Here is a 22,559-nt window from a genome sequence, read left to right as displayed (position 1 = left end):
TAACAATGATTCGCTATTTCGATAATTTAAAGGAATCAAATTGAGTTATTCTTGAATAAATCTGTCATATACTGATCCAGGACAGCAAGGCTTCTTCTTACTGATGGCTTAATATTTCTGTGTATAATCTTGTAGCAGACCCGCTTAGGCGGTGAATCCAGTAATTGTTGAATTACAAATTGTCCCGTTTTTACGAACGTATTGGCCACGGATTTAGGCACGACAGACCACTGCCTGGGGTCTTGCATGAGTAAAAAAATCAATCCGGCAATATCGACGGGAATGTATGCCGAGCGAATCGGGTCCCACCAGCGGTCGTGCCACATTTGAAAGGCTGGTCCCCAATTCCAGTATATTTCATCTTCACAGTTTAGCTCAGTCGGGTGGATTGGTTGTAAGTCGCCCAATTGATAGGTTATAGGTCTAATCAATACGGTCTCATCGACAAAGAACGGTTCCACATCAATGTTGGGCACCGTTCTTTCCATTTTTACGAAGGCTACGTCTATTTCTCGGCGCTCCATTGTACCCCAAAGCTCAACGGAGTGTTGTGTGCGAAATTGTAGTCGTATTCTGGGTCTGTGCTGGGTCAAGGTCCGATAGAGCGGCGGGAGAACATATGTATTTAAGCTATTCGATCCTCCAATTGAAAGACTTAATTGAGGGCCGCTGGCTTGAAGTTTTTCGGTATCCTGTTTTAGCTTACTCCAACGTTCGGCAATAGTGATGAAGTTTTCACCGAACGGAGTTAAAGTAATTTTTTGTATACCTTTCCCTCGCTCGACTAGGGTAGACCCCATTTCTTGTTCCAGGATTTTGAGCCGATAACTGATAGTAGCTTGAGTTAAATTTAACAGTTCAGCTGCTTTTCTTAAGCTTTGGGCCTGGACAATGGCAAGAAACGCATCAATTCCGGCAACATACATAAGTTTTGGCCTCCTTAAATATAGAAACGTTCAATATATAACACAAAATTTATTTGATTTACAGCAGATATTTCTTTATTTAAAATTAACATGAAGTTAATAAATAAACAACGGTACCATTCAAAGTTCTTAATTAAATTTGTAGGAGATGCAAGCTGTGAATACAAGTGCTATTTTTCGCGGGCAAAAAGAACAGTATAAGTGGAAGGCATTATCGACGGGGTGTCTTGCCCATTTTATTCATGATGGTTTTACGGATATGATTTATGTTTTTTTCCCAATCTGGCAAGCACAGTGGACATTGACATTTGTCGAGGTAGGCATTTTAAAAACCTTGGTTTCCGGCTCAATGGCTCTGTTTCAGCTGCCTATCGGTATTGTTGCCAATCTCATCGGACAGGTAAAGCTATTGCTTATCGGAACAGTCATTACTAGTGTCGCGGTTATGTTATGGGGCTTTGCAATAAGTCCTGTTTTACTGGGCTTATTGTTAATATTAGGCGGTTTAGGTTCCAGTGTTCAACATCCGGTGTCATCTTCTGTCATATTGGATGCTTATTCAGATGTCAAAGCCCGGCGAACGGCGTTAAGTACCTACAACGTCGCCGGCGATATAGGCAAGCTTGTTCTACCTGGTTCGGCAGCTTTATTGATTACATATTACGGCTGGCAATCAGCAGGCCGTTTACTCGCGACAGTCGGTTTATTGATCGCACTAATATTTTTAATTAACTCTTTGGGTTTCCGTATGACCGGTTCTTCTTTATCGAAAGAAACGAACCAGCCAACAGGAAATGTTATATTGTTGGGATGGAATGGTTATCAGGGCTTTTGGTCACTGTCGATAATAGGAGTAATCGATAGTGCCACACGAATGGGTTTTTTAACTTTCCTCCCTTTCCTTCTTCAGGAAAAGGGGGCCAATGTCACCCAAATAGGCTTTACGCTCACACTCATTTTTGCTGGAGGTGCCGCTGGAAAATTGATTTGTGGTATATTGGCTACCCGGGTCGGTATTTTGCGTTCTGTGATAATAACTGAAAGTGTTACTGCAATATGTATTACCGGTATGCTTGTTCTGTCATTTAGCAACGCATTATTGCTTGCGCCGTTTCTTGGTGTAGCACTAAATGGCACATCATCCGTGCTTTATGGCAGCGTACCTGAACTAGTTTCAGAAAAACAGAGGAAACAGGCATTTTCAATCTTTTATACGATGACACTAGGAGCCGGCGCGGTTTCACCGGCTATTTACGGGACAATAAGTGATTTCGCTGGCATAGCGACTACGGTCATTATCGTGGCGGTTGTTCTTTTAGCTACTATACCATTGACCTTGCCGCTTCGAGGAAAATTAGTAGATTAATTTATAACAGGCTGAATTTGGAAGAATAGATTGTAGTGTTAAACAACCAAGCAGCGAGAAGTTTACAGGACACTACCACCGTCCCTGTGTCTTTTACGTTACGAGATACATTTCAATAGGAATACGCATATTTTTAGTTTCAAGTAAGATTCTTCCCGGCTGTGCAACTTGGCGCAGAAGGAAAATTCCATTCATGCGCATAAAAGTTGTATCTGGATCAGTTTTTGAAAAGCTGTTTCTGTCCCCAGCTATATGGAGATATTGATTGTATTTTTTAAGGCGATTCCTATATTCGTCTAGTTGTTCCAATTTTTTTTGCAACGTGGATTTCCTTTTGCCTATGCCATGATTGGTGGAGGCGATCCGCCCTTCTATTACCTCAAACTCAGATAATTATTGTCCTCCTTTAGCCGGGTAAATTCCCCGAAAAAGCCGCTTATTTATCTCCCTGCCGAGTACTGTCGCCATACCTAATTTGATTATATCACCGGGAATAAATGGTAATGCACCAACCATCATCGCCTTTTGTATCCCCATACCGGTAAATACACTTAGCCAAGTCACTCCTACTAAATAAACAACACCAATTCCCCCAATAATATTTGCAAGAGCTAGAGGCCAAATCTTATTATTTTTCCCTTTTAATAGTGCAATAAGCATGACTCCAGGAAAATAAGCAAGTAAATACCCGCCTGTCGGTCCCAGCAAAACCCCAATGCCGCCACTGAATCCGGAAAATACAGGCAATCCCACTGCTCCAATTAATAAATAGGTAAGAATGCTCCAACCCGCTTGTCGCACAGACAAAATACTACCCGTCAACATGACTGCTAAAGTCTGACCTGTAATCGGTACGGGGTTAAAGGGCAATGGAATTGATATAAAACTCATTATCACTGTTAAAGCTGCAAAGAAAGCAGGATATGTTAAATTGGCATATTTATTTTGCTGAATCACAATTATCCCCCTATATATCCATTACCAAATAAGTACCATTCACAGTATAGATCATCATTTTTTATTGTCAACCATGTTTTTATTATTAGTTAACATTAAGATAATTTGTTATAATCAATTTGTAAATGACTACGTAACACGATTATGTAAGGAGGGATATAGAGCGATGTGCACAAGTTTTGCTGCATATTATGGTTGCCCCCTATATGGAATGAATTTTGATTTTCCCCAAGTAGATATTAAAGTGAAAATACAAAAAGTAACGGCTGTAAAATTTATCTGTTTTTATATTTATGTATTTAATCACTATTCGCCATTAGTAGGAATGAATGAATATGGTGATTTTGTTAACCTGCAGGAATTGCATCTTGAAGATGACGTTAATCAATTAGAAGAATATCACGCAACAAAGCAAATCGATGGGTTGCAATTGTTCTTTGACTACTTAAATAGACGAATCACAATTGCTGAAATACTGGCAACAGATTGCAAGACCAAGTTAAAACTTCCTGCAAACTATAAAATTCACAACCTTTTTGCCACACTAGATGGTCAGGCTACCATTGTCGAAGGCATTAAGGGAAAACTATGGCAGAAAAAAATAGCTGGGCAAGAGTTAATTATGACTAACTTTGCCCATGCACTATATCCTTACAATACAATACCGGATTTACATTGGGTCGGAGCCGAGCGTTATATAGCAACCTCTCGCCTGCTAAAAGAAAAAAAACATACCTTCGATATTAAGCACGCAATGGATATTTTACAGAGCACCCTACAAACCAAAGGGGACTACCCTACCCAATGTTCTTGGGTTTTTGACCCTACTGCACAAATAGTATATTTTCGCCGTACCGAAAAGATGGATAATGTTTGGAAAATTTCTTTACAAGACGAAACCATCGAAAAAACTGACGATATGCAAGCACCAACTATTAAAATAGGTCCAGCAGGCATGGTCGTCAGTTTGCTAGAATAGGGGTAAAATAGGGACATGAAAATCTTAAAGCGGGACTAGCAGGGCGAATATGCCTTCCTAAACCGAGTCTTGCGAGGGTTCGAGTCTCCCGGGGCGTACCACTTAAAGAATACAGGAAAGGCAAGGCTTCAGAAATTCTGGGCTGTGCCTTTTTTGCGTCTTTTTTATAGTTCCGTATGCTATGGTGCTTTCTTGTAAGCGTAGGAAGAGAAAATTGATTCCAATAAACACCGCCATGTTTTGCCCCTTTGACAACATAACGGGTAGATTCAATGCCCTGCGCAATCAGAGCCTGATGTAGAATTTCTGTTTGACTGGGGGATACCAATGTGTCTTTATCGCCATGCATGAGGAGAAAAGGCGAAGTTAGGAGCGCCATTTACCCAACGCCCACCGACAGCGTAGCCTTTATTTTTATTATTTCTGGTGAGATAATAATATATATTGTGAAGCTTTGAAAGGAACCTATGATGAGAAAAACAGCATTAATTTTTGATGAGATAGCAACTCTTTATCATAAAGTTCGTCCGCACTATCCGCAAGAATTATTTAACGATCTTTTCGCGTTAACGGATCTTAGGCAAAATGCTCTTATTCTTGAAATTGGGGCGGGTACTGGAATTGCAACTATTGAACTTGTAAAGCGCGGGTTTCATGTAGTTGCATTAGAACCAGGAGAACAAATGGCTTCTGTTCTTAAAGACAATCTGAAAGAATATAAACTTGATGTGGTAGTTTCAACATTTGAAGATTGGACCCCGCCGCCAGAAGAAAAATTTGATTTAGTAGTTTCTTTTACAGCTTTTCATTGGCTGGATCCTCAAACGCGCTATCAAAGAATTCATGAGATTCTTGCTCCAAAGGGGTACTTAGCTGTAGTAAAATATCATCATGTAGCTGGCGGGGATCAAGCATTTTTTAATGAAGTACAAAAATATTATAAACAATACAAACCAAATGAGACCGAATTTAAGTTAATGGAAGCTAGCACATTTAAATCTAGTATCCAAGAATTTTATGCTAATGGTCTTTTTAAAGAACCAATTAAGCGAAGTTATCTTACGGAAGAAACTTATCGTCGTGCGGAGTATGAACAACTTTTGCTAACCTACTCCGATCATCGTATTCTTGAAGAAAAAAAGCGTTCTCAGTTGTTGAATAGTATTGGCACATTGATAGATGAACAATATTCAGGTCAAATACGAAAAAGTTATCTAAATGAGCTTATATTGACCTGTAAATGTTAAATTTATATTTATTTTTGATATAATAAGGGGTTCCTGGCAATTGTCGACTATAAATCAAAAGCGACATCTTGTCGCCTTTGAATGGAATATATATTCTGATTTGTTAGGCCTATTCATTTTCTTTTTTGTTTTCATGGCCTTTCGGTAATGGCTTGGTGGCTGCTGGTTGTAAATTGGGAAAAAAACTACTTCTTTCAACGTGGGCAAAGATACTTTCTTGCCATATTTGATAGTTATATAACATTATTGCGAGTACTACAGCAATTAAAAATGTTTGGAAAGGAGAAATGTCGACTAAACGCATCATGCCTTTATTGGGGAAATAAATTTGAAAAAGAAAGAATGCAAATACTATATCTAGTATTATATTAGTAACCAAATATATCCCGAATTTCTTGTAAGTGAATTTGAATAGCCACATTGTTAAAACCATATTTAAACCAATATCAAAAGGCATTATATCATAAAACGGATAAGCTGTTTCTTGGTGAACCCAAAAGCCTAAAGTAACTCCTATGTCGCCTACTATTGTACTTGCGAATGCGGATAGTATACCGACAGGCAAATACCGTTTTAAGTCGTCTTTATTCATAAAAAATAGAGTCAGAAAGGGTAGGAATAATATAGACCACAAAATTGCTTGATTATTCATCGTAAGTCCTCCTATTATTTAATATAGCTAGTATTACCTCATTTGCCTGCTAGATACCGGAATATTGGTAACTGCCTTTGCCAGTGGGCAAAAATTTATCCTCAATGCATTATAGGGGCGCACCATATAAGTATAATAATGCCACCCATAGGCTATTTAGCCAGATGAGTGGCAGCTTTTAGGACCGAGTTTTATTTTCCTGCCAGCGGGACATCGTAGTTAGCTAGCACTGCTCCTTTGGAATCTCTGAACGTGATGTGAATCGGCTTAGTAAAGTCCAGACTTCCACGGTTGACAGGAATAAAATCAGCAAGCTTGGTAGACGGTAGATCACCTCCGGCTGAGGGAGGGTCTTTGAATCTTACTGTGACGTCAAGGCTATTTCCTGTTTGCGTAATTGATTCAATACCAATGCCATAACCTTGAGTAGCTACCGAACCAAGATAAGCATATATAACAAATTGTTTGTTGAAATCAACACCGTTGAGCGGATTTGTGGGATTATCCGAAATAAGGGTAGAGGCTTCAAGCGAAGACCTAGGGTCTTGAAGAAAAGCACCAAACGTCATATCCTTAGGATAAGCATTGCCCAACCAGGCCCAATCTTTAAAAGTATTTGTTTGATACAGAATTTGCCCTTTAGCTAAACGGGTTGGCAGTGCACCGGGTACTGCTGAATTAGGAGCGATGCTGTTTAACGAGGATGACAAAGCATTTCCTTGATTCATTATCTTAATTAAGATTCCGAGTGTTTGGCTATCTTCTTTTCGTTTAAAAATAGGCTTGTTTGCTTCGTCCTGTTTGCGTATCCCATGATTTGGCCAAGCAATATCCGTGGGGTGTGAATCGCTTGGGATTAGGGGTAGATTCGAATTGTCATTAAAATCATTTTTGTTTGAAGCATGAACAGGGGAGATTGGCAATCCTGGAAGCGATGTCGACGACAGCACGGCTGCGCTAGCAATTGCAGCTAGAAATTTTTTGTACCGTCTTCGTCTAGTTTTCTGTCCGCATTTGTGTTTCATAGCTGTCCGCCCTTTCTACGCTTTTGATAATATTATCTTCGAAAATGATTTTGTAATGCCAAACATTTTTTGGTGTATTATAAGTTTAGAAAACCCATTTATATGCAGGACGCATTTACTTTATTGTAAAAAAAATCAATAGCAAGGCTTTATTAGATTTGCAAACAATTTTCTAAACCTTGTGCCAGTGGTGTAAAGAATTTCTAGTAGGTTGCGAATAAAAAGAGAATAATCATGTATGTATATGATATAATTTACATTGTCATATAGTTCATTAGTTGAGAAAAGATTGTAGTGTCCAACAATTCTGGTTACGGTTACTAGTTTTTGCAATAGAGAAAGCAGGCCTAGTGCTGTATTTGGGGTGTAAGTGGACACAATAATTGTCATTATAAAAAAATCATATAAGCAGGAGTGGCATATTGTGCGTAATTTAATTTGTTTGGTAATTATCATTAACTTTTTACTGGTTTGTATGCCGGGAATGTCATATTGCTATGCGAATGATTCTAAGCTTGAAATGGATTGGGACTATTTGACACCAACTGCAAAAACCCGCGATCTTGATACGGTGTCACTACATATACTTAATAAAATTTCTGAAAAAAAGGGTAGGTCTGTATATCGCGGTATTACAATTACTCGGCCACAAGGAAACATAATTTTTAAGCAACAGACTCAGACACAAGAAAGTTCGGCAGTAGGTATTGGGCCTGTTTACATGGTTCGCAATGAAAAGTATCGCTCTGGCAAGCTATCTGCAGTAGTAGATATGAGCGGTGGATTTATCGTATATAATAAGAAGTTTCCGGCCGGAGGGGAATATTATAATTTTATGTGGCGGATCGGGCCTCGATTTATTTATAAATTCAGCCCAAATTCTTCAGTAAGTATCGGATATATGCTAATGCATGTTTCTAATGGTTTACATTCCGAAGCTCATAATCCTTCTTATAACGCCCATGGAGTTTCAGTTGGTTTTGTAACAAATTTTTAAATCAGAGAATTCCGTGACGGTGACAAATTAAACAAGGATAGTGGTAAAAAATGTACATTTAAAGCGGTGATTGCAGCTAGAATATAGCAATGGCAAGGCTTCAGGAGCTCTGAGCCTTGCCATTTTTTAAAAATTAAGGTAACGGTTCATGTTTTTGTATCCGTACATCTTTTCCTATGGTAATTATGTTCAATATATGCAATATTTATAAGAAATATTGGCAAGAATATGAAATAACGGTATGTTATACTATTGATATATAGTATAAATTATATTATGGGAGGCATGGAACGTGAAAATAGCATTAATAAATGAAAATAGCCAAGCAGCTAAAAATGAAATGATCTCTACCACTTTGAAAAAAGTGGTAGAACCAATGGGACATGAAGTATTCAACTACGGGATGTATAGTGCAGATGATAAGCAACAATTGACTTATGTGCAAAATGGAATTCTTGCAGCCATATTGTTAAACTCAAAAGCGGCAGATTATGTAATAACAGGATGCGGTACAGGAGAAGGTGCGATGTTAGCTTGCAACGCTTTTCCAGGAGTGTTATGTGGACATGTGGTGGACTCATCCGACGCATATATGTTTGCTCAAATCAATAATGGAAATGCAATTGCTTTACCATTTGCAAAAGGATTTGGCTGGGGTGCTGAGTTAAATCTTCAATATATTTTCGAGAAATTATTCGAAGGTGAAAGCGGACAAGGTTATCCAAAAGAAAGAGTAATTCCAGAACAACGAAACAAGAAAATCTTGGATGAAGTAAAAAAAGTAACTCAGCAAGATATTATGACTGTTTTAAGAAATATTGATCAAGAGTTGTTAAAGGGGGCAGTCAGTGGAGAAAGATTTCAGGAATACTTCTTTGCAAACTGCAAAAATCATAAAATTGCGGATTATATCAAGCAAGTATTAGCTTAACCAATGTCTAAATGAGAATATAGTAACGGCAAGGCTTCAGGGATTCGGAGTCTTGTCGCTTTTGTATTTTTTGGTACCTGTTACATAGTTTTGTATGTTAAAGGGATGCTACAGTGAGATGTTCCTCAATTTGGTAGGTAATAAATTAGGGACTCCAGTAGCGAATTTTGACAGAATATGCTATATTTAAAGACGCAATAACATGGTGACAAATAAGACATTATCAACCTTGTTATTTGGGTCAGTCAACTTTTGGCTTTGAAGGCTAAGGGAAGCTTATCTGTATTAAATGACGTTGTAGCAAACTTGCAATGGTTGTTATTTGAACTAATATCTCAATAGGAGGAAAAATGAATCTTTACCTGCGTCTGCTTAGTTATGTAAAACCATATATCTTAAGAATTATTGTCGCTTTAACTTGTACCGCTCTGGCTCAAGGAGCAAACTTATATATCCCCGCTATCGTCAGCAAGCTTATCGACAAAGTGCTTGTGAGTAAAGATTTTGCCGCCCTTAATTACATCACCATTAGTATTGTCGTTGTCATTGTCCTGCAAAGCGTATTTTTGTACGGGCAAACTTATTTTATGGCCTACGTTGCCCAGAAAGTCGTCATCGACATCCGCCGAGCTATCTATCGGCATATGCAGCGCCTATCACTGGCTTTTTTTGAATCCCGCCAAACTGGGGCCATTATGAGCTACATTACCAATGACGTCAGTGCCCTGCAAAGTGCCCTCGTTGACAACGTGATCGACCTGGTTGGCCAGTCCGTCGTTCTGGTCGGTTCCATCGCTTATATGTTTTACATCGACTGGAAGCTCTCCTTGCTGACCTTTATTAGCTTTCCCTTCATCATCCAGGCGATCAACATCTCTGGCCGCAAGCTTCGGGTGAAAAGCCGGATTCTCCAAGAACGGGCTGCGGACATTACCGCCTTTCTCCAGGAATCGATTTCGTCGATCAAAATCATTCAGTCCTTCGTCCAGGAAAAATACGAACTGAACCGCTTCGACAATGAAAACAACAACAATTTCCGTGCGCAAATGAAAACCGTACAAGTTTCGGCGGTCATCACTCCAATCATCAATATTTTTTCGGCCCTTGGGATAACTGCCATCATCTGGTATGGCGGGCGCGAAGTCATCCAAAGTGAAATCACCTCTGGCGATCTTGTCGCCTTTATTGCTTTGGCAACTAACCTCTCCAACCCTGTCAAACGTCTGAGCAATGTCTACGGTAATATCCAGCGCGCGCTGGCCGCCGCCCAGCGTGTCTTCGACGTACTAGACATCAAGCCCGCTATCATTGATTGCCTTAGCGCTGTTCCTCTGCCCCCTATCAAGGGCCAAGTCGAGTTCCACAACGTCACTTTTGAATATAAACCCGGCGAACCTGTTCTTACCAATCTCACCTTTACCGCCAATCCCGGTCAAATGGTCGCCCTAGTCGGTCCGAGTGGTGCGGGCAAGACCACTATTGCCAACCTGATTCCCCGCTTTTACGACCCTGCGTCCGGGCACATTACTATTGACAGTATTGAGATTAAGACTGTGACGCTTGAATCTCTTCGCAAGCAAATCGGTATCGTTCCCCAGGAAACCACTCTCTTTAATGGCACTATCTATCAAAACATTCTCTATGGCAATCTTGATGCCACTGAAGAGCAGGTGATTGCTGCATCTAAAGCAGCCAATGCCCATCAATTTATTATGAATACGACGGGACAATATCAGTGCATGATTGGCGAACGGGGAGCGAAGCTATCCGGCGGACAGCGGCAAAGAATTGCTATTGCCCGGGCGATTTTGAAAAATCCCCGCGTTCTCATTCTCGACGAAGCCACTTCCGCTCTTGACACCGAAAGCGAAGCTTTGGTTCAGCAGGCATTGGACACGCTTATGATCGGTCGGACTTCCTTTGTCATTGCTCACCGTTTATCCACCGTTCAACAAGCCGACTTAATCCTCGTCATGAATAAAGGCCAAATCGTCGAACGAGGCACCCATACCGAACTCATAGCAGTCGGTGGGCTTTACAGCAAACTATACAACACCCAATTTAAAAAAAGAAACCATGGCGGACAGCCTAAATAGCAGATGGAATAAGAAGCTTATCACCAAAGGAGCAGGAATAAGGGCGATTTCAATGTTGATAACTTTAAAAGTCAATAACTCTTAAGTAGTAGAGATAAATTATCGATAATATAGGTAAGGACTGAAAAAGTTTTCTTCAGGGGGAATTTAGGATGAATAAGTTGTATGCAATTATTGGTCCGCCCGCATCAGGCAAGACGACAATCGTGAAACAGCTTTTTGAGAATTATGGTATTCCTGCGCTAGTAAGCCATACTACGCGTCTTCCCAAAAAGAATGAAGAAAACGGCAAAGACTATTACTTTGTCAGCAAGGCGGATTTTGCCACGATACAACATATTGAGAAAGCCAATTATTCTGGCGATTCCTATGGACTTAGCAAAGATGAAGTTCTCAATAAAATCAAACTACATCCTGTTTCGGTTGTGGATATCGATGCGACTGGTTATAATCAGTTGAAAAAGTTACTTAGTGGGCATTTGGAATCCATCTATATTCTAGTTGACAAAGATGAGATTATCAGCCGTTATTTAGCTCAAGAGAAAAGCGCAGAGGATATTAAGGTGCTGCTTGAATATGCGGAAGCTAATGGCGAGTTTAATAATTGGCAGATTGCTGATCATGTAGTGAAAAATACGGGTTCTATTGAGGTTACGATGCGTCAGATTGTCGCTATATTGGACTTAGCGAATTCAAGTCATAAGACCTGTGCCATGGAAGGAAAGGAACCCGCAGAATAGATCAGGAAAGTCGAGCCGATTTGTCCAAGTATTTCCGGTATCACTGAACGCTAAAAGAATGTTAAACTGTTCTTGGGGTGATCATGTGGCTAGACTTGGTACATATTTTATGCAAGTTATTTTTGTTGTGACGGTTATCACTCATGTAGCAGGTAAGGGTAGTGTCGTTTGTTATTTTTAAACTGTTTATGTATTAATGTCCTGATTTTAGGTGCTCTTTGCGGGGTACCTTTTTTTATTGCTACGATTGCTACGCGCAACGTAGGCTTCTCCCACCTGCCATCCTATGTAAAATAAGGCTCCGTAGACATATTGTCTATGGAGCCTTTTGACGTGCGCTAGGGTTGGAACAATCTGGGCGCTTACTCGTGGTGAATGAAGACTATCTACAGGAGATGCGGGGGAGTATCTATATCCACCATGTTGTATTTTCGCATTTTCTGATAAAATGCGGAACGGTGAACTCCAAGTATCTTAGCGGCCTTGGTTTTATTGCCCCCTGACGCATCAAGTGCCCGTTTAATAGCTTGTTGCTCAGCTTTATTTATTATTATTTCTAGATCAAAGGCTGCTGAATTATCTTCTGTGGTCAAGACTCCATGGGCTTTTTTTAAAATTGGCGGTAAATGTTCCGGATGGATGACGGTTTCGTCATCCATTAAGTTAATAGTCCGTTCCAACACATTTTCCAATTCACGGATGTTGCCGGGCCAACAATATTTCATCAGTAAATCTAAGGCGGCAGGCGATATTTCTTCGACCCAATGTTCAACTTGGCGATTAATTTTTTTTAGGAGTATTTCGCATAGTGCTGGAATATCATCCAATCTTTCCCGTAGTGGTGGGATGTTTAATGTAAATACATTTAGTCGATAATATAAATCTTGACGGAACTGATTTTGTTCAATCATTTTTTCCAGATCCCGGCTGGTAGCCGCAATAACACGAATGTTTAACTTAATTGTTGTTGTGCCACCCACACGTTCGAGTTCCCGTTCTTGGAGTACACGCAAGAGTTTAACTTGCATTGCGATTGGGAGTTCGCCAATTTCATCAAGCAGAATCGTTCCGCCATTGGCTAATTCAAATTTTCCTGGTTTTCCACCTTTGCGGGCACCCGTAAAGGCGCCTTCCTCATAACCAAATAATTCTGCTTCTAACAGTGTTTCAGGCAGCGCACCACAATTTACCTTAATCAAAGGTCCTTGCTGGCGGGTACTGGCATTATGAATCGAATGAGCAAATAACTCTTTTCCAGTGCCGCTCTCACCTAATATTAGTACCGTTGAAGTACCTTTTGCGGCTTTTAGAGCAATCTTTTTAAGCCATACCATTTTTTCGTTATTGCCAATTATATTTTCAAAAGTATATTTCCCAACATTTACTTTGCTGAATTCTTCTTTATAAAATTCTAATTCAGATTGCAATTTATTCACCTTTGAAGCAAGAACTCTTACATCCTTGACGTCCTGAAATATGACGTTTCCTACAGCACCAATGATTTCGCCATCTTTTAAAATAGGTATTCGTGTAACAACACAGACATGATTATTGATTTGCTGAAATTCAGCGAATTCCGCATTCCCGCTTTGAGCGACTAAGTGCATTCGAGTGTTTTGAATAACGTCAACAATTGGTTTCCCAACAACTTTTTGTGGGTCTAATCCGAGAAAATTACCGTAGGCTCGATTCATTTTGGTAATAATGCCTTGCTTATTTATTACTACAATGCCCTCTTCAAGTGCTTCTAAAATAGATTCCAACGTACTTTTCAGTTTTTTGACGTCTTCCAGTTCTGTTATAACAGCTGTCAGTTCGGTAATGTCTTGGAAAATAGCAACTGCGCCAATTATTTCATTCTTTTTATAAATAGGGGATCGATTGGTGAGTATGATTTCTTGCCCCATATTCATGTGTTGATTGATTTCAGCAATCCCGGTCTTCAGTACTCGCAGCAGCCCAGTATTGGGAATAACGTCATCAACTGGCCGACCGATAATTTTTTCTGATGAAAATCCGATGAGTGATGCTGCAGCATGATTAATTAAGGCGATTCGTCCCTCACTATTGACAATCATGACGCCATTATACACTGAATTAAGAACAGTAGTGATCTCTTCAGTTAAGAAGGCTGGTTTGGTAATTATAGCCGGTTTTTCATGCGTATGCTTTTGCAAAGTGGAACCTCCTGTTACTACCAATATCATTCAGATATTTCCATTCATTTTTATTATAACCAATTTACCACTCGCTATCTAGTTCTGTTTTCATGAATTGCAATGAAGTGTAGATGTTTATATACAACTGTCTATTTTTATATACGCTATACAAACTATTATTCATAATTGTAGTTTGGAAAACCCAGATTTTATCCAGCCTTTTAATGGTTCGTATGTTGGCATGTTTCTTGCTAATAATATATGACGAAAGCTCCTGCAGGAGATGTGTCGTTTTCAACTTCAATATAAGGGAGGTTATTATTTTGGAAGTAATCGGTATTATTCTCAGCCTTTTCTTGCTTATGTTTTTTGCATACAAAGGGTTTTCCGTTATTTTGTTTGCCCCAATATTTGCATTGTTAGCGGCTTCACTGTCAGGACTGTCCATCATGCCGGCTTATACTGAGTTGTTTATGGCTAAAGGTGTTGTTTATATCAAGTCGTTTTTCCCGGTCTTTTTGCTAGGCGCCGTATTTGGTAAGCTCATGGAAGACACGGGTTTGGCAAAGGGCATTGCTCATGCCATTATTCAAGGCCTTGGTAAGGAACGAGCCATCCTTTCTGTAGTTCTTGCTGGCTGTGTCCTTACTTACGGTGGTGTAAGTTTATTTGTTGTGGTGTTTGCAGTATATCCTTTTGCTTCAGCCTTATTTAAAGAAGCCAATATCCCCAAACGTCTATTACCCGCAACGATAGCACTAGGTGCTTTTACTGCAACGATGGATTCTTTTCCAGGTACGCCTCAGATTCAGAACCTGATTCCCACTAATTTCTTTGGTACAAATATTTATGCAGCTCCGATTCTGGGCTTATTTGGTGGGTTATCGATCATTACACTGGGCATTATGTGGCTGGAACATCGCCGGAAAAGTGCCGCGATTGCTGGCGAGGGCTATGGCAATCACACCCTTAATGAAACTGAAATTAAAGAAGATACTACCTTTCCTTCTTGGAAACTATCCATATTACCCTTAATTGCTGTTCTAGTAGTCAATTTTATCATGAACAATTTATTTGTTTGGGATCCGAATATGTTAGAACCGTTTAAAGCTATGAAACTTCCGTTAACGGCTTCAGAGGTGAAAAATGTAATTAGTATCTGGTCACTAATTATTGCTCTTGTTACGGGAATTTTACTTGTTATCGTTCTTGGCTACAAGAACCTTAAAACAACAAGTGGTTTAGCTAAATCACTCAATGCGGGGGCAATTGGTTCGCTCCTTGCTATTTTAAACACTGCGTCTGAGGTTGGATACGGCAATGTAATTGCTTCGTTGCCAGGCTTTCATGCAATATCTACTGCCTTGATGAATATTAAGGTTGGCGGCTCTCCATTAGTCTCGGAAGCGGTTACGGTTAATGTTCTTGCTGGTGTCACCGGTTCTGCCTCAGGAGGTATGTCGATAGCACTGGATTTAATGTCAAAAGATTGGCTGTCTTGGGCTAATTCTATTGGCATGTCGCCGGAGATACTCCATCGGGTTGCTTCTATGGCTTCCGGTGGTATGGATACGCTGCCTCATAACGGCGCGGTTATTACCTTACTTGCAGTGTGTGGTATGACTCATAAAGATTCTTATGGTGATATTTTTGTATTGACAGTCCTTAAATCCGTGATGGTGTTTGTTGTTATACTTCTTCACACTTTAACGGGAATCCTGTAAGACGTTGCAAAAATGAAGCTTTCTGTGTGATTTGCACAGCAGGCTTCATTACATTCTAGATGCGGAAAACGATCTAGAGCATGAGGAGAGTGAGCATTATGGCTAAAATTATTACGGCGGTAGAAGCCGCCCAATTAATTGCAGATGGCACAACTGTTGCCACAAGTGGATTTGTCGGTAATGGTCATCCCGAAGCATTGACTGCCGCGGTGGAAAAACGATTTTTAGAGCAGGGTTCTCCACGCGACTTGACCCTTGTTTATGGTGCCGGTCAAGGTGACGGTAAAGATCGTGGTCTTAATCATTTTGGTAATGAAGGAATGGTTAAACGTGCCATTGGTGGACATTGGAATTTGGCACCGAAATTGGGCAAGCTTGCTGTTGAAAATAAAATTGAGGCCTATAATTTTCCACAGGGTACACTGACCCATTGGTTTCGTAGTGTTGCTGGTCGGAAACCTGGTGTGATTACTACGGTTGGTCTTAATACATTTGTTGATCCTCGCGTAGAAGGTGGCAAAATTAACGGTGTAACAACAGAAGATTTAGTTGAGATTATTGAACTAGGTGATCAAGAGCTGTTATGGTACAAACCTTTTCCAATTGATGTAGCTCTGGTGCGTGGAACAAGTGCCGATGAAAGGGGCAATATTACGATTGAACGTGAAGCCGTTTCCCTGGAAATTTTATCCATTGCACAAGCTGCCAAGGCTTCTGGCGGGATAGTCATTGTGCAAGTGGAACGTCTTGTGGCTAATGGCACTTTTTCCCCTATGAATGTAAAAATTCCCGGAATTATTGTGGACTATATTGTGGTAGCAGAGGATCTGGCAAGTCATATGCAGACTTATGCTGAACACTACAATCCGACTTATTCAGGTGAGATTCGGATCCCTTTATCAGCGATTTCTCCTATGCTCATGGATGAACGCAAGGTTATTGCCCGGCGCGCGGCCTTGGAACTAATTCCTAATGCTACGGTAAATTTAGGAATTGGTGTTCCAGAAGGGGTAGCCATGGTTGCTAATGAAGAAGGCATTGGCGACATGATGACTTTGACAGTAGAGGCCGGACCGATTGGCGGTGTACCAGCCGGAGGGCTAAGCTTCGGAGCGGCTATTAATGCCGAAGCTATTCTTGATCAACCATATCAGTTCGACTTTTACGATGGCGGCGGGTTGGATCTGGCATTTTTGGGGCTTGCTGAAACAGATCGTTACGGTAATATTAATGTTAGTAAATTTAAAGGAAGAGTGGCTGGCTGCGGTGGGTTTATCAACATTACGCAAAATGCCAAGCGCGTTATCTTTTGTGGTACCTTTACAGCGGGTGGTCTCAAAGTCAAAGTGAAAGACGGCAATCTATCTATAGAACACGAAGGGATGGCTAAAAAGTTTCTAAACCATGTGGAACAAATTACGTTTAGTGGAAAATATGCCCTGAGTGTTAAGCAACCTGTTATGTATATTACTGAACGTGCCGTGTTTGAACTCAAGGAAGAAGGATTAACCCTTACTGAGATTGCTCCCGGCGTTGAGTTAGAAAAGGACATTTTGGCTTTGATGGAGTTTAAACCGATTATTTCACCTGAACTCAAGATAATGGATAAACGTATTTTTAGTGATAAACCAATGGGATTAGGAAATGTCTCGTCAATCAAGCAACCGTCTGAAGACGATATTATCGGTCAGGCAGTAGAAATATTGCCGTCTTTAATTGAGAAATTGAAGAAAATCGGAGAAGTTAGTTAATTTATTCAGCAAATCAGGGAGGGATTATCTTGGCATGTGATATAAAATACGCAGATATCCAAGTGGGCGATAAGGCTAGTATATCAAAGACGGTAACAGAGCATGACGTATATACTTTCGCTGGTTTAAGTGGCGACTTTAATCCAGTCCACATTAATGCTGAATTTGCCAAAAATACGATGTTTAAAGAAAGGATTGCTCACGGTATGTTAGTAGCGGGATTGATTTCTGCGGTACTAGGCACGGAACTCCCCGGTATTAATACGATTTATCTTGCCCAAGAGCTGGCATTTAAATCACCCGTGAAATTTGGGGACACAGTTACTGCAACAGTCGAAGTAATGGAGAAAATTGATGCCAAAAACCGCTTGATGCTAAAAACCGTTGCAACCAACCAGGACGGTACAGTAGTAGTGGATGGTAAAGCTACAGTTATGAAGAAAGATTAGTGTCACACAGCAGGAGATGCAAGTGCCGGTAGTTCAAGTCCTCCGGGCGGCCAGATGTATTTAAAGCTTCAAGAGTATAATGCTCTTGAAGCTTTTGGCTTTTTTAGGGCGATTCGCTTATCTTGCTGTTTGAGTTAAAAATGCAGAGCTTCGATCCAAAACTTTATGAAGGATAACTAGGTGCTCCAAATAGGTTGAAAAAATGTTAGAATGATAATAAAAATTCTTCGTAGGGAGTACAAGTCGATGACTAATCGGAATGAATTTGAATCAAGAAGTCCCAGCTCAATAGCTGTGCAGGATTTTTTTACGATTAACCAATTATTTTTTGCGTGGTTGCACATTGGTTTTACATCGTTTGGTGGTGGTGCCATCACTCAATATCTTATTCAAGAAAGCTTTATTTATAAGCACAAGTGGATAACTGCGGAAGAGTATGCTAACATCATCGCAATGTGTCAAATTACACCGGGCATTAACATTATTGCCTATACCATTCTTATAGGTAAACGCCTTGCCGGATGGCCGGGTATATTTGTTTCAGTCATGGGGCTTATTCTACCTAGTGCGCTGATCACCATTGGGATATCTGCAATTTATACCCGTATTAGTGAGTTTTCAAAGGTGCAAGCTGTGTTGCGGGCAGTGTTTGCAGCTATATTTGGTATTGCTCTAGCCACGAATTGGCGAAATGTCAGACCTATTCTAGTAAGCAATTATAAGCGTGGATTATGGACTTTTCTGGTTACAATTGGAATCATGATCAGTAGTGCAATGATTTACATACTTTTAAATCCGCCCGTGGTACTCTTATATCTTTTGGGCGGGCTATGTGGTGCGCTTACTTACTGGTATGTTGCCAAGAAGAAACGGGAGGATGAGTAGATGGATTGGGTTATATTCTTTTGGGTTGTACTTAAATCAAGCTTGTTTTCGACGGGTGGGTTTGGCCCTTTACCTAGTTTACACACTGATTTTATCGCATACGGATGGGCGAGTGAAAAAGAGTTCACTGAAGCACTGGCAATTGGACAAATTACACCCGGACCCAATGGCCTTTGGGTTGTCAGTCTCTGTTATTTAGTTGCTGGCTTGTCAGGTGCGTTGATAGCCTGTGTGGCACTGCTTTTGCCACCCTTATTTATCGTAATTGTAGAGCGCTGCTATGAGCGCATTGCCAGTCATCCTGCAACACAGGGGTTACTTGATGGTGTTGTACTTGTCATCGTTAGCTTTAGCGTAATCGTTTTGGCGGGAATGTTTCATAACAATGGTTTGGATATAAGCATGATAGCCATTGCCATAATCAGTGCCGCACTTGCCATATCAAGACGCGTATCGGCCAACGTGATCCTGGTGGTAGCCGCTTTGGTCGGGGTAGTTTTAGGTTGAATGTGGCAAAAGCTTCAAGAGTATTGTGCTCTTGAAGCTTTTTATCTTGTGCGCCCAGCATGGGCACTTACACTTATTATTGTCAAACTATAAATTTTCCAGGATCTTTATTTCGTTTTTCATAATATGCTGCGTCGTTGACGGTTCTACTCCGTTTACTAAATAACTGAATACAACTTGCATCGATTTATGTCCCTGTGTATACGGATGTTGACAAATCGTTACATTAATCACTTTTTTTCGCATCATCTCCACTGTATTAGGTGTGCTATCGAAGGAAACAATCGTAATTTTTCCCTGACGCTGCAAAGACATTACTGCTCTGCATACTCCATAGACACCTGCGGCAGCGACAAAAAGTGCATTGATGTCCGGATGTTTCTTTAGCATTTCCATAGTAACTTCAAATGCAATGACATCATCATCATTCGTTTCTGCAAAATCCAAGATCTGAAAATCAGGGTACTTTTTCTTCATTACATTTTTAAAACCCGCAATTCTTTGATTATGTCCCAAAATTTTAACAGAACCTGTAAGCAACCCGATTTTTGCTTTTCCTTTTGTAAACAGGCCCATAATACCGCATGCCGTTTCACCGCCATTAATATAATTACTTCCTACATAACAGGCACGCTTACTATCGGCAATATCATTATTTACAGTAACAATAAATATACCGCTATCTACCAATTCGTTTATTTTTTTCACAATCTTCGGCTCGCTAATCGGGTTTATAATCAATGCATTTATTTTCCCTTTCATTTCATCAAGCAAAGTACATTGCTGTTCTACCTCATAGCCTCGCATCGTTTTCATCAATACTTGCATTCCATAAGCGCGATATTCCTTTTCTGCCGCTTGTATTCCACGAATCACTTCATCAAAAAAAGGATTTCCCTCTGAGGTTAGCAATACCCCTACAACCAAGTTCTTTTTTCTTGCCGACAGTGCTTTTCCTGCTGGATTCGGTGTGTATCCAAACTCATCGGCCACTTTTCTTACCAGTTTTTCTGTTTCTGGTTTTACTTTACCGCGGCTATTCAAAACCCTGTCGACGGTTCCCCTGGAAATACCACAAATTTCTGCAATCTTTTTAATTGTAACTCCCATTTTATATTATCCTCATTTACTAAGTAGTAAGTTTTCTTAAATGATTTTATTATTCGATGAGTTGATTATACCATGAAGCATTATGAAATCTGAAGCGATAATCGATGGAGTGAAGTATTTTTTTAACATAATTTTTAAACATGATAATGTGGCCGAGCACATTCGATAATTGGAATATATCACTTAGATTTCTATACGTCAACATTTTTTATTGAAGAAGAATAGTAATTCCATTTTTTCTCTAAAAATTCTTATTAAGCATATTACAGCAATAAAAACATCCTCTAATTTACAATTTGGTTGTTAATCTACTTGTGTTTATTGCAATATAATCAATAAATAAAAGAATCATAAAATTTGGTAAAATCTTAATTGACAAATTAATCCTTAAATGCTATTCTGAATGTGTTATTAAATGTGCTCAAGCACTTAAATAAAAAAGTAAAACTTAAAAGTATAATCCACTACTTACGTTTAATATGACATAAAGGAGACGGCGTGATGAGATATGTCATTGGGATTGACCTTGGAACGAGTGCGGTCAAAGTGCTTTTGGTCAATAAGGAAGGCGAGGTGGAACATGCAGTTGCCAAAAATTATCCGTTGATTCAGGAACATCCCGGCTATAATGAGCAGAATCCGGAAGAATGGGTAGATAAAACACTGCAGGCATTACGGCAGCTTGTTACTGAATCCGGTGTTAATCCCGCAGAAATCGCGGGATTGAGTTATTCGGGACAAATGCATGGCCTTGTTTTGCTTGACGAAAGGCAGCAACTGATTCGACCGGCCATTTTGTGGAATGATACTCGAACGACTGAGCAATGTGAAGAGATCAAGACAGTTTTGGGTGATAAGCTGTTAACGATTACAAAGAATCAGGCACTGGAAGGTTTTACACTACCGAAAATTCTTTGGGTTAAGGAACATGAACCCGCCAGTTTTAAGCGAAGTACAGTTTTTCTTTTACCAAAAGATTATCTCCGCTTTCGTATGACGGGGAGGTTACATAGTGAGTATTCGGATGCAGCAGGAACCCTCTTGCTTGATGTGGTTAATAAAAAATGGAGTTCGGAAATATGCCAGGCATTCGATTTACCAGTCACATTATGTCCGTCATTAGTAGATTCGGGTGCTTATATTGGCACCTTGCTTCCTGAAATAGCTAAAATAACTGGACTTTCTTCATCAACAAAAGTATTTGCAGGCGGAGCAGATAATGCTTGCGGCGCTATCGGCGCAGGAATACTTTCAGCGGGGAAGGCATTATGTAGTATCGGTACATCGGGAGTGTTTTTATCATTTGAGGAAAATAAACAGCGTAATTTTGCCGGAAAAGTTCACTTCTTTAACCATAGTCAAGAAGATTCCTACTATACAATGGGCGTCACCTTAGCTGCGGGATATAGCTTAAGTTGGTTCAAGAATACATTTGCTGAAAATGACAGTTTTGACCAGCTTTTAGATGAAGCTGCAAAAGTCCCAATTGGTTCTAATGGTCTTCTTTTTGCTCCCTATTTGGTTGGCGAGCGAACACCTTATGTTGATGCCAAAATAAGAGGCACGTTTACGGGCATTGATGGTTCCCATAAGAAAGAACATTTTGTGCGAGCTGTTATGGAAGGCATTGTTTTTTCGATCAACGATACGGTTGATATTTTCAAAGCAAACGGCAAGAACGTAGATACGATCATTTCCATTGGTGGTGGAGCAAAAAACGATTTGTGGCTGCAGATGCAAGCAGATATTTTTAATGGAACAGTCATTAGTTTAGCGAATGAACAGGGACCAGGCATGGGAGCAGCTATGCTTGCGGCTTCTAGCCTAAAATGGTTTTCATCACTTAAAGAGTGCGCTGAACATTTCATAAGGTTCCAGAAAAAATTTAAGCCCATTCAAGAAAACGTTGAAAAATATAAGACGCTCTATCAAATTTATAAAAAAGTATATACTCAGACAAAAGATATTAATTACCAGCTATTTCCGTTCAGAGAACAGTAATTTGTTGACTTTAACGATATGCGAATTAGTGTCCAGATTTTTGCTGTTTCGTGTTGG

Annotated in this window: 20 protein-coding genes and 1 pseudogene; 13 read left to right on the top strand and 8 right to left on the bottom strand. The window is 40.0% G+C overall.

Annotated elements, in window-relative coordinates:
* Positions 1 to 35: 35 nt before the first annotated feature.
* Positions 36 to 926 (bottom strand): LysR family transcriptional regulator, encoded by an 891-nt coding sequence (locus Ga0466249_RS07810; protein WP_215828897.1) that lies wholly within the window; start codon positions 924 to 926, stop codon positions 36 to 38.
* Between the two features lie 157 nt (positions 927 to 1,083).
* Between Ga0466249_RS07810 and Ga0466249_RS07805 the strand changes: the two genes are divergently transcribed.
* Positions 1,084 to 2,292, top strand: a complete 1,209-nt coding sequence (locus tag Ga0466249_RS07805) for an MFS transporter (protein ID WP_312889731.1) — start codon at positions 1,084 to 1,086, stop codon at positions 2,290 to 2,292.
* 93 nt (positions 2,293 to 2,385) lie between these two features.
* On the opposite strand, the gene Ga0466249_RS07800 is transcribed toward Ga0466249_RS07805, so the two are convergent.
* The gene (locus tag Ga0466249_RS07800) at positions 2,386 to 2,613 is read right to left on the bottom strand and encodes a hypothetical protein (protein ID WP_215828895.1); all 228 of its coding nucleotides are present in this window, start codon (positions 2,611 to 2,613) and stop codon (positions 2,386 to 2,388) included.
* 72 nt (positions 2,614 to 2,685) lie between these two features.
* Entirely contained in the window at positions 2,686 to 3,249 is a 564-nt protein-coding gene (locus Ga0466249_RS07795) for a biotin transporter BioY (RefSeq protein WP_312889730.1), read from the bottom strand.
* A 166-nt stretch (positions 3,250 to 3,415) separates the two neighbouring features.
* Between Ga0466249_RS07795 and Ga0466249_RS07790 the strand changes: the two genes are divergently transcribed.
* The gene (locus tag Ga0466249_RS07790) at positions 3,416 to 4,228 is read left to right on the top strand and encodes a hypothetical protein (RefSeq protein WP_215828894.1); all 813 of its coding nucleotides are present in this window, start codon (positions 3,416 to 3,418) and stop codon (positions 4,226 to 4,228) included.
* Here the strand turns inward: Ga0466249_RS07790 and Ga0466249_RS07785 are convergent.
* Positions 4,212 to 4,607 (bottom strand): alpha/beta hydrolase family protein, encoded by a 396-nt coding sequence (locus Ga0466249_RS07785; protein ID WP_215828893.1) that lies wholly within the window; start codon positions 4,605 to 4,607, stop codon positions 4,212 to 4,214. The genes Ga0466249_RS07790 and Ga0466249_RS07785 overlap by 17 nt on opposite strands.
* An 88-nt stretch (positions 4,608 to 4,695) precedes the next feature.
* On the opposite strand from Ga0466249_RS07785, the gene Ga0466249_RS07780 reads away from it, so the two are divergent.
* A complete protein-coding gene (locus tag Ga0466249_RS07780) occupies positions 4,696 to 5,475 on the top strand; it encodes a class I SAM-dependent methyltransferase (protein WP_215828892.1) in 780 nt (259 codons plus the stop codon).
* A 109-nt stretch (positions 5,476 to 5,584) separates the two neighbouring features.
* Here the strand turns inward: Ga0466249_RS07780 and Ga0466249_RS07775 are convergent, their stop codons facing one another.
* Both Ga0466249_RS07775 and Ga0466249_RS07770 read right to left on the bottom strand, forming a co-directional pair.
* Positions 5,585 to 6,127 (bottom strand): hypothetical protein, encoded by a 543-nt coding sequence (locus Ga0466249_RS07775; RefSeq protein ID WP_215828891.1) that lies wholly within the window; start codon positions 6,125 to 6,127, stop codon positions 5,585 to 5,587.
* Between the two features lie 191 nt (positions 6,128 to 6,318).
* Positions 6,319 to 7,152 carry a protease complex subunit PrcB family protein gene (locus Ga0466249_RS07770; RefSeq protein ID WP_215828890.1) on the bottom strand — a complete coding sequence of 278 codons (834 nt, stop codon included), beginning with the start codon at positions 7,150 to 7,152 and terminating at the stop codon, positions 6,319 to 6,321.
* 424 nt (positions 7,153 to 7,576) lie between these two features.
* On the opposite strand from Ga0466249_RS07770, the gene Ga0466249_RS07765 reads away from it, so the two are divergent.
* The 4 genes from Ga0466249_RS07765 (at position 7,577) to Ga0466249_RS07750 (ending at position 11,916) form a co-directional block, all read left to right on the top strand.
* The gene (locus Ga0466249_RS07765; RefSeq protein ID WP_215828889.1) at positions 7,577 to 8,149 is read left to right on the top strand and encodes an acyloxyacyl hydrolase; all 573 of its coding nucleotides are present in this window, start codon (positions 7,577 to 7,579) and stop codon (positions 8,147 to 8,149) included.
* A gap of 292 nt (positions 8,150 to 8,441) precedes the next feature.
* Complete coding sequence (locus tag Ga0466249_RS07760) at positions 8,442 to 9,080, top strand: RpiB/LacA/LacB family sugar-phosphate isomerase (protein WP_215828888.1); 639 nt, start codon at positions 8,442 to 8,444, stop codon at positions 9,078 to 9,080.
* A gap of 350 nt (positions 9,081 to 9,430) precedes the next feature.
* Positions 9,431 to 11,176 carry an ABC transporter ATP-binding protein gene (locus tag Ga0466249_RS07755; protein WP_215828887.1) on the top strand — a complete coding sequence of 582 codons (1,746 nt, stop codon included), beginning with the start codon at positions 9,431 to 9,433 and terminating at the stop codon, positions 11,174 to 11,176.
* 152 nt (positions 11,177 to 11,328) lie between these two features.
* Complete coding sequence (locus Ga0466249_RS07750; protein WP_215828886.1) at positions 11,329 to 11,916, top strand: nucleoside/nucleotide kinase family protein; 588 nt, start codon at positions 11,329 to 11,331, stop codon at positions 11,914 to 11,916.
* A gap of 386 nt (positions 11,917 to 12,302) precedes the next feature.
* On the opposite strand, the gene Ga0466249_RS07745 is transcribed toward Ga0466249_RS07750, so the two are convergent.
* On the bottom strand, positions 12,303 to 14,093 hold the full coding sequence (locus tag Ga0466249_RS07745; RefSeq protein WP_246588551.1) for a sigma-54 interaction domain-containing protein: 1,791 nt from the start codon (positions 14,091 to 14,093) through the stop codon (positions 12,303 to 12,305).
* A gap of 305 nt (positions 14,094 to 14,398) precedes the next feature.
* On the opposite strand from Ga0466249_RS07745, the gene Ga0466249_RS07740 reads away from it, so the two are divergent.
* The 5 genes and pseudogenes from Ga0466249_RS07740 (at position 14,399) to Ga0466249_RS07720 (ending at position 19,391) form a co-directional block, all read left to right on the top strand.
* Positions 14,399 to 15,799: a GntP family permease gene (locus Ga0466249_RS07740; protein WP_215828884.1), complete on the top strand. Its 1,401-nt coding sequence runs from the start codon at positions 14,399 to 14,401 to the stop codon at positions 15,797 to 15,799.
* Between the two features lie 98 nt (positions 15,800 to 15,897).
* Positions 15,898 to 17,439 (top strand): annotated as a pseudogene (locus Ga0466249_RS07735) (acyl CoA:acetate/3-ketoacid CoA transferase); the annotation flags it as partial.
* Positions 17,440 to 17,579: 140 nt separating this feature from the next.
* Positions 17,580 to 17,999: a MaoC family dehydratase gene (locus Ga0466249_RS07730; RefSeq protein ID WP_215828882.1), complete on the top strand. Its 420-nt coding sequence runs from the start codon at positions 17,580 to 17,582 to the stop codon at positions 17,997 to 17,999.
* 246 nt (positions 18,000 to 18,245) lie between these two features.
* The gene (locus Ga0466249_RS07725; RefSeq protein ID WP_215828881.1) at positions 18,246 to 18,884 is read left to right on the top strand and encodes a chromate transporter; all 639 of its coding nucleotides are present in this window, start codon (positions 18,246 to 18,248) and stop codon (positions 18,882 to 18,884) included.
* On the top strand, positions 18,885 to 19,391 hold the full coding sequence (locus tag Ga0466249_RS07720) for a chromate transporter (protein WP_215828880.1): 507 nt from the start codon (positions 18,885 to 18,887) through the stop codon (positions 19,389 to 19,391).
* Between the two features lie 87 nt (positions 19,392 to 19,478).
* On the opposite strand, the gene Ga0466249_RS07715 is transcribed toward Ga0466249_RS07720, so the two are convergent.
* Positions 19,479 to 20,501 carry a LacI family DNA-binding transcriptional regulator gene (locus tag Ga0466249_RS07715; protein WP_215828879.1) on the bottom strand — a complete coding sequence of 341 codons (1,023 nt, stop codon included), beginning with the start codon at positions 20,499 to 20,501 and terminating at the stop codon, positions 19,479 to 19,481.
* A 501-nt stretch (positions 20,502 to 21,002) separates the two neighbouring features.
* Here Ga0466249_RS07715 and xylB point away from each other — a divergent pair.
* Positions 21,003 to 22,502, top strand: a complete 1,500-nt coding sequence (xylB, locus tag Ga0466249_RS07710; protein WP_215828878.1) for a xylulokinase — start codon at positions 21,003 to 21,005, stop codon at positions 22,500 to 22,502.
* Positions 22,503 to 22,559 lie beyond the last annotated feature (57 nt).

Source organism: Pelorhabdus rhamnosifermentans, assembly GCF_018835585.1.
Lineage (GTDB): Bacteria > Bacillota > Negativicutes > UMGS1260 > UMGS1260 > Pelorhabdus > Pelorhabdus rhamnosifermentans.
This window is presented reverse-complemented; position numbering and strand designations above follow the sequence as displayed.